Below are 10280 nucleotides of genomic sequence, written 5' to 3' on the forward strand. Positions count from 1 at the left end.
TAGTGATGTGGAAGTCTTTAAATCTCTTAGATCATCGAAATATTATACTATTGAGAGAACTTATTGTAACTGATTTTAAACTTAGATATCAGGGTTCGGTTTTAGGTTACGTATGGAGCGTGTTAAAACCATTATTCTTGTTTGCTATTTTATATGTAGTTTTTGTTCACATACTACGCTTAGATAGAGGAATACCGCATTTTCCTGTGACTATGTTATTAGGTATTGTTTTATGGTCGTTTTTTACAGAGGCAACAAGCAATGGTCTGGGGTCTATAGTAAATAGAGGAGACTTAATCAGAAAATTAAATTTTCCAAAATATATAATTGTAATTTCAGGAACGGTTTCATCATTAATTAATTTATTTATTAATCTTGGTGTAGTTTTAATATTTATTCTACTGAATGGCGTAAGTCTTTCCTGGACTGCATTATTAATAGTGCCGCTTATTATTGAACTATACATATTTTCATTAGGTATAGCTTTATTGCTGTCTGTATTTAATGTAAAGTATCGTGATACTAGTTATATATGGGAAATATTTTTACAGGCAGCTTTTTATGCAGCCCCAATTATTTATCCAATACAGATGGCCTTGGAGCGTAGTCGTGTAGCTGCAGAATTATTATTTATGAACCCAGTTACACAGATAATCCAAGATGCAAGGTATGCTTTGATAAATCAAGATGGGTCAATTATTAGATCTACCGATTTAATACATGACTGGCGTATTATTTTTCCATGGATAGTAATCATTGTTACGGTAATATTAGGAATTTATTGTTTTTCTAAGAGATCACGATATTTTGCGGAGGATATTTAATAATGGCAAAAAATAATGCGGTTGAAATTGTTAACGTAACCAAGACATTTAAAATTCCAATTGAAGCAATAACAATGCTAAAACAGAAAGTAGTAGGATTTTTACTGAGAAAAAAAGGATATAGAGATTTTACGCCGTTAAAAGAAATATCTTTTAATATAAAGGAAGGTGATTTCTTTGGAATAGTTGGAAAAAATGGATCTGGTAAAAGTACCTTATTAAAATTAATAGCGGGTATTTATACGCCCAATGAAGGCAGTATTCACACGAAGGGAAAGCTTGTTCCGTTTATAGAGCTTGGCGTTGGTTTTAATCCTGAGCTGTCCGGTAGGGATAATGTGTATCTAAATGGTGCTTTGTTGGGATTCAGTCGAAAAGAAGTTGACTCTATGTATGATGAAATTGTCGAATTTGCTGAGATGCGTGACTTCATGGAGGAAAAGTTGAAGAATTATTCGAGCGGCATGCAAGTACGTCTAGCGTTTTCGATTGCTATAAAAGCTAAAGGCGATATTTTAATGCTTGATGAAGTTTTGGCGGTTGGAGATGAAGCTTTTCAGAAAAAATGTTATGCATATTTTGATAAATTAAAACGTGAAAAAAAGACCGTAATACTTGTGACTCATGACATGGGTGCTGTGGAACGTTTTTGTAATAAAGCAGTACTACTTGAGGATGGTAAAATAAAGATGCAAGGTAAACCTCATATGGTTGCTGCTGCGTATAGTATTAGTAATGAGCTAGAACATGCTAAGACTCATAAATTTGACCGGACGTCTGCACCTTTTGATGTAAGCATATATAATAGCAAAGGTATCGAAAGTAGTTCTTTTGAGTATAACGAATCTATTACTATAAAGTTATCTTGGAAACAAGAGGGCGTTAAGAACGTTGGAGTTGCTATATTCAGAGAAAATGGAGAATATGTATTTGGTCCTAATACATATCAAGATAAATATAGTATTAAGCATGAGAATAGAGCGGAATATACAGTCAAACTAAATCTTAACGAGGGTGACTATTTTATAAAAGTTGGATTAACTGGAGCAAGAGACATAGATACGATAGCCTTTATAGAAGAAGGTCCTCATTTTTCAGTTCAGCGAGATTACGATGGCGGCCGTTGGGGTGGTGTAACCAAGCTAGATCATAAATGGAAGTAAATATGCTACAGAATCTTAAAAATAAGATAAAAGGCAAAAAGTCTATTTATACGTTCTTATTGACACTATTGTATCCGTATAGGAAATATCTCGACTCAAGGCAGAGAAAAATATACGAGGCATGGAATCGTAAAAATGAAAATATTGTTAATAATGAGAAAATGCGAAATAACCCGCTCATATCTATTGTCGTTCCTACGTATAATACGCCGATAGAATATTTAAGAGACATGATACAGTCAGTAGAGAATCAATCATATACGAATTGGGAACTGATTATTGTAGACGACGCATCTCCTAATAGTTATGTAAGGGATGAAATAAGTAATATATCGAAAGATAATATAAAAATAAAGAGTTTTTTTCTTAAAAAAAATCGGCATATTGCTGGGGCAACAAATTATGGTATTGAGAAAGCCAGGGGTGAATATATAGGACTACTAGACCATGACGATATACTACATAAAGACGCCTTGTTGTCTGTTGTAGAGAAAATAAACGAGGTATCAGGCGTAAAATTCTTATATACAGATGAGATCAAGCTCGACGAAAACGGAAGACAGTATCAACCATTTTTTAAGCCTGATTGGAATGGTGATTTTTTACGTTCCATAAATTATATTACACACTTTGCAGTAATACAAAGAGAGTTCTTAATAAAGTTAAAGTGTGAGGATGGCAATTATAATGGAACTCAGGATTGGGAATTATTTTTAAGAATAACGAGAAATTTGCAACCAAATCATATTGTGCATATTCCGAAAATATTATATTATTGGCGTGTTCATAAAAATTCTACAGCAATGGACTTGGATGCTAAGCCATATGTTGTTGAGGCTCAAAAGAAAGCCTTAGAAGATGACGTTAGGTTGCGTAAGGTGGAAGCTAGAGTAATTCGAGATCCAATGTATGGTGCGCAGTGGTATTTACAGTATTATACGCATAAAGGCGTTAATCTAAGTAATGTATTATTTGATAACACAAAAAATATTGGCGATATTTTAGACAAAGAGCTTTCTGACGTAGTAATATTTTCGGAAAAACCAATAAATTGCATAAATTTTAGAGATGCAATGGGCGATGTTTTAAGGCAAGATATTGGTGTTGTCATTCCAAAGATAATGGACGAAGAGCAGGTAATAAATAACCTCATATCTATTTTAGATAAGAGAATAGTAGAATGTATACATATGTTAAATAGACGATCATTTACTAGGCATATTTATTTAACATCTAAATATAATCTTGGTAAAGCATACGCTCCTATTATACTTGTAGAGAGAAAAAAGCTTAATCTAATTGACAGATCAACAAGAATGGATAGTGAGTCTATAACAGCGGCGCTTTGTAGCAAAGAGATGAGAACGTTATATAATCCATATATAATAATAGGAGAAAAAAGATGATTCGAAGAATTAATAATCTTATAAAGAAGAGTACTCTTATAATTAAAGACGATGGTGCTTTGCGCTTTGCTAAACGTGCAGCAAAATATGCGTATTATAAGAAGTTTCCTGATAGAAAAAATAAAGAATACAAAGATATATTATTTATTAATGGTTGTACGCTACCTCATCCAGAAAGATATCGTGTCGCTCATCAAATTGAGCAGTTAATATCTCAAGGATTAACAGCTGATAGTGTTTTTTACGACAGGCTATCATTAGATCAATTAAAATATTATCGTGGATTTGTATTTTTTAGGTGTCCAATAACCGATACGGTACGTGATTTTATTAAACAAGCTAATTATTTTAATAAAACATGCTTTTTTGATATAGATGATTTGGTAATTGACCAAAAATATACCGACTCAATCGAGTATGTTCAAAAAATGAGCGATGAAGATAAACGTCTATATAATGACGGTGTTGATAGAATGCGTGAGACTTTAACTTTATGTAGCCATGCGATTACAACGACAACTCAACTACAAGAAGAGCTACAAAAATATATTAAGGGTCAAGTGTTAATAAATCGTAACGTGGCTTCTGATGAAATGATTAGTAAATCTAATGCAGCTGTTAAGGCGGTAAATAAAAATGAAGACAAGGTCATTATTGGGTATTTTAGTGGTAGTATTACTCATAATGAAGATTTTGATCTTGTAATACCGAGTCTTATAAAAATATTTGATAAATATCCACACGTATACCTCAAGATAGCTGGCATTCTTGATGTACCTGATATACTTGAGCCATATAAGGATAGAATTATTACATCAGGATTTGTTGATTGGCGCGAACTACCAATGGTCATGGCTGAATGTAGTATAGCTTTAGCTCCTCTTGTTGATACGATATTTAATCGAGCTAAGTCAGAGAATAAATGGATTGAGGCTGCGCTTGTAAAAGTTCCTATTATAGCTAGCGAAGTTGGTGCTTTTTCAGAAAAAGTCCAAGATGGCTCTACGGGAATATTGGTAAAAAATACTGACAAAGAATGGTTTAATGCTATGGATTTGCTTGTGTCAGACAAAAGCCTACGTGATTCTATTTCCAATAGGGCTTATAATGAGGTGACTCGTAATTGTTCTACGGTATATACTGGATATAATATAGCGTCATTTATCCGAGAACGGCTGGCTAGAAATATAGGTTTCGTTTTACCATCAACAGATATATCAGGAGGAGTAATTGTAGCTTTGAAACATGCGGATGTATTACGCTCTCACGGATGGGATGTAACTTTGATTGATGCCGTCAGTAAACATAATTTGAAAATAGCCAAGAAGAGTTATAAATATAGGTATGAGCTACCAGGTTTTAATATTATTATTGCTCATAAGACAAAAATTAAAGCATTTTTTGATACACAAGTAGCTACTTTATGGTCGACCGTTGACGTAATCAAAAAACAAGCAAACGTTCGTAATCGACTGTATTTTGTACAGAATTTTGAAACAGATTTTTATGAGCCAGGAACTGGAGAGCCGCGATTTTTAGCAAACGCCTCTTATTGCGATCAATCTGGAGTGCAATATATAACTATGTCTTTATGGTGTCAGCGGTGGCTAAAAGATATTTTTCATAAGGAATCCAGATATGTTTCTAACGGCATCGATATAAGTTTATACCCATATCGTGAGCGTGATTTTACTGGAAAAATAAAAATATTAGTTGAGGGTGATAGCAAAAGCGAATACAAAAACACAGATGAGGCTTTTCGTATTATTAATGAACTTGATCCTGAAAAGTTTGAAATATCTTATTTATCATACCGTAAAGAACCAAAAGACTGGTATAGAGTTGATAAGTTCTATAATAGAATACCTCCAGAAAAAGTTGGAGAAGTGTATGCTAGCTGCGATATCTTAATAAAAACAAGTATTCTTGAGAGCTTTTCATATCCACCTCTTGAAATGATGGCTACGGGTGGCGTATCTGTAGTGGTTCCAAATGGAGGAAATGTTGAATATCTAAAGGATGGATATAATTGTTTATTCTATAAGCAGGGTGATATTGAAGAGGGAGTTGCTGCAGTTAAAAAGATATTAGATGACAAAGAATTGCGAGATAAGCTTATAGAAAATGGTCTTAAAACAGCTCGAGATTATCAATGGAGTAATCTCGAGCAACAGATAATAGATATATATAGTTAATAAGTATATATTATTTTTCGACAAGTTTTATTCTGATAGCTTCTATATGCGATCCAGGTTTATCTCCCGCTATTTCACCATTCTTTTTCCATTCTTGCCATCCAATCCAGGATAAATGAACTTGGTAATATACATCATACATGCCAGAGTCATTTTCATCCAGGGATAACTTTATGCCGTTCAGGGGTTTGGTTTGACCTGTCGTTCCGCAGATTTGTTTGTCGGATGTCATTGGCGTTGTCGTAGACCAAGGATCATTCGATGATTTTGATGAGCAATATAATTTGATAGTACTTCCATCTGACTGGTAGATAGACTTAGATATACGTATCGCTTCTACTGAAAGTGATCTTCCTGTGGTGCCAGAGATTGAATTTTGACCAACGTCTTTGGTCCAACCTACGTAGCTTACATGAGTGGCATAGTTAAGTTCGTAAATATCCGGAATTGGGGTGTTTCCTGGGTTGTAAAATGCTCCGCCAGGTAAGACTAGAGAATTCTTCGGAGATACACGAATCTGTATAGCTTCTATATATCTAGATGCGCCTGTAGATCCAGCTGGCATGCCATTTTTAGCCCAACCCATCCAACCTGCATGCTGTGAGTATACTCTATACCAAATGTCATATTTTTTTGCCAATTCTCCGGTCAACATGAAGCGAATTGCTTCGATTGATTTAAATTGACCCGTTGTGCCTGATATCTCATTGGCGTTTTTCCATTCTTGCCACCCAATCCAAGAAACGTGAGAGGAATACTGTAAACTTCCAGCTACTCCAGTTTTATTGGCCACAGAAGCCTTAATTGCCTCAATTGGATGATTTTGGCCCATTGTACCGCTAATCATTTCATCAGTAACAGTTGGCTGCCATCCAACCATGCCCACATGAGAGCTAATAGAAACAGATAGTGGCGCGGGATCTTCTTTCGAACTAATATCTCTGAATGATTGTCCTGATTCTTCTGGACCATTGGAGCCTTTATTAACGAGTCTGATCTCTATAGCCTCTATATTATTTCCTTGGCCACCAGTTACACCGGCTGGCATGCCATTTTTAGCCCAACCCATCCAGCCAACGTAGCTCACGTGGACTCGGTAATAGATATCATATTTAGAAGCTAACGATCCTGTTGGCTGTATTTTGATTGCCTGAATAGGGCGATTAAGTTCTGTTGTTCCTGACTGCATGCCGCCGTAAACAGTTGGCTGCCATCCACGCTCCTCGCTGTATGAAGAATATGTAACGTCGCCATCTATGCTGAAAGCTTGCATGGATTTACTTTGACCAGTAAAGCCGGTTATGCCTTTGTTGTGTACTAGTCTCGTCCATCCGTAATAGCTGATATGTGATTTAAAACTAATTAATGGAGTGCTATATTGTGTTGATCCGAACCAGTCGCTCCATACTCTCCAAAAGTTTCGGTTGCCGTAAGAACTACACCCATCACCTAAGCCGTACATATTGTTTAATGCGGCTTGATTTGGTTGATACGGTGTATATGTATATAAAGCAGCGGTTGCTTTACTGGATATATATACATTACCAGCACCGCATCCTTTTTGGACTACATTCCATAATATGGAGTTGGTAGCAAAAGGTTTTTTGTAGGTCCACCACGGTTTTTCCATATTATCAATATACCAACGCATAAGCTGAGCTCCGGATTCAACCTGCATAGAGAATCCTGCATAATTACGGTCACAGCTGGCGCTACCACCGGGACCGCTATCTGGACAGTGAGACCCCATAGCATATGTATATTGACTTTGTAATGGCCAATTATCGGTTGTTAGCGGTCCGGCTGATTCAGTTGCAATCTTAACTAATATCACTTTTGGACTTAAATTGTTACGTTTTGCGGCATCATAAATTATTTGTGCAGCGCTAACGGCCCCTGAGGGAATCGAGCCGCTAAAATTATTAGCAGGGATATAATCTCCTGGAGTATATTTAGGAACTTCATAATAATCCTTGAGGCAAACGTAAGGCGGTCCAGCCCATCCGCGAGAGGCTGCATACTGAGCACGAGTAATATCTCCTCTTCCTCTTTCCGTAGCGCGACCGGTTCCATATGTATCGCAATTTGGGTTTATATTATTAAGAAACGTTTGTATATCAGCGACAGTCATGTCGTTAGAGTTAGTAAAAACAAAATCGTCAACAATATTTCCTGCGCGCCAATCATTGGCAGTTACCGCTTCTGACCTATTGGTAAAAAATAGTAGGCCGCAAAGACTAATTATGGCGACAATAGCCATAGATGCAAAAAATTTATTCTTTGTCATTAAAATTCCCTCACTATAGTTTTAGTTATAGGTTTACCGTTTAATGGTGTTACGGATATAGATATATTCCATTGACCATTTCCTACGGATGATATAGGAACCGAAAATCCAGCACAAGTAGAATATTCTGGCTGATAGATAATAGGGGCTTCTTGAGTATTTTTCTTACCGTTAGAAGCTACCGTTAGGGAGCATTTACCTTGAGAATAGCCATGTTCCTTTAATTTTATAATAATAACTGCGTTGCCGCCGTCTTTATTAGTTGAAAGTTCTATTGATGAGTTGTCTGTTGGAACTGGAGCTGGTTTACTTTTTTCTACAGAATTATCACTATCATCTTTTGGCGTATTTAAGAAGGTTTCTTTATTGTTTTGATTAGTATCCTTTTCAGATTTCTTTTCTTCAACAGTAGGTTCTTTGCCTATGTTAGGTGTGGTATTTTGTGGAAAGATTGAAATAATGCCAAACTTATCAAGAGTAAAAATACTCAGGCAAATTACAGCGATGATTATTATGATCGTTGCTAATATTTGTTTTTTTGAGAGTCTTTTCTTTGTAATTTTCATATTTATGCTATTTTAACACAAATAAGCATAACCGACAAATAAATTTATTTGTATGTCCACACTGTCTCAAAAATATAGAAACTAAGTATTAAGGCTAATCCAAAGAACATAATTAAATTAAATACTTTTTCATTCTTAGTTCTCACATTAATATACTTCTGTAGCCACAATCCTACCGGTACTAACATAACTGCTGTTGCTGTGAAATACCTACCCTGAACACCATCCGCATAATAAGCACCTTCACCAAACCTAAATGGCAATAAGGCCCACGCTGTATACATAGCATACGACACCGCACAAACAAACAACCCAATTGTTACCAAATTATACACTGCCAACTTACCAGTCTGCTCTCCTAATAGCTCCTGGTCTTTCTTATTGTAGTGAAGGAGAGAAAGGAAGAGGAGGGAAAACAGAGGGATAAGTATAAACAGTGGTAAGTGGTACTTGAACGATGAAAAGTCACCGACACTACCGCGTAGTACGACATCTGTATATCCAATAGTTGGGCTGATGTATGTATTAAACAATATAGCAATAAACTTCAATGGATTACTATGTAGAGGGTTGTGCGCTGCTCCGGTGGTGAGCAGAGGTTGACCATATATTTTTTGCCAAATTAGTATACTGATAATCGCGGCGATACCAGTTACTACTAATATAGTCCACTTCTGAATATTAAATGGTAGACGTTCGTTTTTGTCGGGCGAGAATAGACGCTTTGGTAAAAACAGAAGAGGAAATAGCAGTAAGGCATTTACAGATTTGGTTAGGGTAAGGAATACCCCTGTACAGATAAGAGCGATTGTTTGTTTATGCGATAACTTATCCTTTTGGGTGAATAGGTTCAGGATAAAAGCAGTAATTGTAAAGACTGCCACATTTGTCATGCAGTCGCTAGATAGCGACGACGCCATATGAACCATTAGTGGAATAAGTCCAATTGCTGTAAAAGCCCATTTGCCGATACGCACCCACTTGATAATGAGGTAGACGGCAATTGAATAGAAAAGTACGTTAGCAAGACGCCCGAATAAGATAGTTAAGCCTGTAGATCCATTAAATAAACTTGCTATACCGATGCCGATAGCTTGAGGTAAGTGCATAATTGGCGGATAACCAGATGCGCTACTGCATTTATCAATATTAAGAGAGCTGCGATCTATAGGTTTTGAGTAGTCTGATGAAAAATTCCCTTCATAAACTGAACCAGCTCTTTTTGCTACATCTTTAGGAAGTGTACATTGTGATCCAGATTCTACGCGACTCTGAGATATTCCATAGGCGCGTAGATAATGCATGTTTTCATCACTGACTGACAATTGCGGAACTAATATTGCAGATAATATCCCAAAGAATAAAGACAAAGATATAAAGACGTTTTCAGGCTTTTTAATAAAAGATAAGAAATAGGACCAATATTTTTTCATAACTGTTTTTATTCTAGCACATTGTTACTGGATATTATTTAAAACGCCACACTGTCTCAAAAATATAGAAACTAAGTATTAAGGCTAATCCAAAGAACATAATTAAATTAAATACTTTTTCATTCTTAGTTCTCACATTAATATACTTCTGTAGCCACAATCCTACCGGTACTAACATAACTGCTGTTGCTGTGAAATACCTACCCTGAACACCATCCGCATAATAAGCACCTTCACCAAACCTAAATGGCAATAAGGCCCACGCTGTATACATAGCATACGACACCGCACAAACAAACAACCCAATTGTTACCAAATTATACACTGCCAACTTACCAGTCTGCTCTCCTAATAGCTCCTGGTCTTTCTTATTGTAGTGAAGGAGAGAAAGGAAGAGGAGGGAAAA

Annotated in this window: 8 protein-coding genes; 4 read left to right on the forward strand and 4 right to left on the reverse strand. The window is 36.0% G+C overall.

Translation table 11 applies throughout. The features are described from left to right. Positions 1 to 5 precede the first annotated feature (5 nt). From LRM49_RS03850 to LRM49_RS03865, 4 genes are read left to right on the forward strand one after another with little or no spacing between them, the layout of a single operon-like run. On the forward strand, positions 6 to 824 hold the full coding sequence (locus LRM49_RS03850; protein ID WP_243778166.1) for an ABC transporter permease: 819 nt from the start codon (positions 6 to 8) through the stop codon (positions 822 to 824). Between the two features lie 2 nt (positions 825 to 826). Then, a complete protein-coding gene (locus LRM49_RS03855; protein WP_243777855.1) occupies positions 827 to 1987 on the forward strand; it encodes an ABC transporter ATP-binding protein in 1161 nt (386 codons plus the stop codon). Positions 1988 to 1989: 2 nt separating this feature from the next. Next, the gene (locus LRM49_RS03860; protein ID WP_243777856.1) at positions 1990 to 3393 is read left to right on the forward strand and encodes a glycosyltransferase family 2 protein; all 1404 of its coding nucleotides are present in this window, start codon (positions 1990 to 1992) and stop codon (positions 3391 to 3393) included. Beyond that, on the forward strand, positions 3390 to 5588 hold the full coding sequence (locus LRM49_RS03865) for a glycosyltransferase (RefSeq protein ID WP_243777857.1): 2199 nt from the start codon (positions 3390 to 3392) through the stop codon (positions 5586 to 5588). Before LRM49_RS03860 ends, LRM49_RS03865 begins: the two co-directional genes overlap by 4 nt. A 10-nt stretch (positions 5589 to 5598) precedes the next feature. Here the strand turns inward: LRM49_RS03865 and LRM49_RS03870 are convergent, their stop codons facing one another. The 4 genes from LRM49_RS03870 to LRM49_RS03885 form a co-directional block, all read right to left on the reverse strand. After that, positions 5599 to 7875: a hypothetical protein gene (locus LRM49_RS03870; protein ID WP_243777858.1), complete on the reverse strand. Its 2277-nt coding sequence runs from the start codon at positions 7873 to 7875 to the stop codon at positions 5599 to 5601. Continuing rightward, positions 7875 to 8441: a hypothetical protein gene (locus LRM49_RS03875; protein WP_243777859.1), complete on the reverse strand. Its 567-nt coding sequence runs from the start codon at positions 8439 to 8441 to the stop codon at positions 7875 to 7877. The genes LRM49_RS03870 and LRM49_RS03875 overlap by 1 nt, the downstream gene beginning before the upstream one ends. 44 nt (positions 8442 to 8485) lie before the next feature. Then, complete coding sequence (locus tag LRM49_RS03880; protein WP_243777860.1) at positions 8486 to 9874, reverse strand: DUF2142 domain-containing protein; 1389 nt, start codon at positions 9872 to 9874, stop codon at positions 8486 to 8488. Between the two features lie 34 nt (positions 9875 to 9908). After that, positions 9909 to 10280 (reverse strand): hypothetical protein (locus LRM49_RS03885; protein ID WP_243777861.1); only part of this gene is annotated, 372 nt, incomplete at its 5' end.

The sequence above is a fragment of the Candidatus Nanosynbacter sp. HMT-352 genome, from assembly GCF_022819365.1.
Taxonomy (GTDB): domain Bacteria; phylum Patescibacteriota; class Saccharimonadia; order Saccharimonadales; family Saccharimonadaceae; genus Nanosynbacter.